Below are 1,154 nucleotides of genomic sequence, written 5' to 3' on the forward strand. Positions count from 1 at the left end.
ACGTATATGCATATATTCACATTTACAACTCTTTTAATCTAGTGATTAGACCCTATATATTAATGGTATATAAAATACATTCTATGTTAAAATATATGCATATATTTTAACAGAAAAGTTTGTAGGAGGGTTAATATGGATGAGAGAAATGCAGTAGTAGTGACTTTTGGTAATTTTAAAGGTGGAACAGGTAAAACGACTAATTCTACGATGTTGGCTTATGAATTGGCTGATCAAGGTTACAAAGTATTATTATGTGACCAAGATCCGCAGGCGAATGCCACATCCCTTTATTTAAAAACGAAAGAGGTCGTTAGTGGCGATATTCATTCGTTCAACAAAACATTGATGACAGCCATCAAAGAAGAAGATTTGAAGCAGATTGTAACTGAAATTAAAGAAAATTTGTATTTGCTACCAAGTTTTAGTGACTTTGCTCTTTACCCTCGATTCCTGGAACGTAAATTTGGAACGTCATTAAAAGATCGTGTTCAATATTTTTCACAATTACTGGAGCCATTGCGTAGTGATTTTGATTTTATTTTCATCGATGTGCCACCAACAATTTCGGATATTACGGATTCGGCACTATACGCTTCTGATTTCGTAGTCGTTGTACTTCAAACACATGAGCGCAGCTTACAAGGTGCAGAAGGTTTTACAGCGTATTTACAATCATTGATTGATGATTACGATGCACATTTAGACATTATCGGTATTTTACCTGTTCTCTTGAAAAATGGTGCGCCAGTTGATATGGCGACTTTAGAAAGTGCAAAAGACATCTTTGGTGAAGAAAACTTATTCGAAAATGTCGTGCATAATATGGAACGTCTAAAACGATTCGATATTACGGGCATTACTTATGATGACATGCATGATCGACGCGTACACCATACGTATAAAAAAATTGCTAAAGAGTTCGTTGAACGTTTAAATGCTGAATTAGCATTACAGGAGGAAGCATAATGAGTAATTTATTAAATAAGAATAAAAAGAAGATTTTGCAACGTTCGCCTCGTATTGAACCAGAACAAACTTTCACGTTAGAAGAAGTAGAAAACGAAACAGATACTGTAGAAAATACTGATGCTGTAGAAGTTGTAAAAGAGAAAGCAAAAGCAGCACCTAAAAAAGAACAAACAAAATCAAAG

2 protein-coding genes are annotated in these 1,154 nt (G+C 34.3%); both read left to right on the top strand.

Translation table 11 applies throughout. The features are described 5' to 3' along the window. Positions 1-135 precede the first annotated feature (135 nt). The gene (locus QI30_RS20085; protein WP_126992169.1) at positions 136-969 is read left to right on the top strand and encodes a ParA family protein; all 834 of its coding nucleotides are present in this window, start codon (positions 136-138) and stop codon (positions 967-969) included. Continuing rightward, positions 969-1,154: hypothetical protein (locus tag QI30_RS20090; protein ID WP_148113933.1), on the top strand; the 186-nt coding region annotated here is incomplete at its 3' end. The genes QI30_RS20085 and QI30_RS20090, both read left to right, overlap by 1 nt.

The organism is Candidatus Kurthia intestinigallinarum, assembly GCF_003991225.1.
GTDB lineage: Bacteria > Bacillota > Bacilli > Bacillales_A > Planococcaceae > Kurthia > Kurthia populi.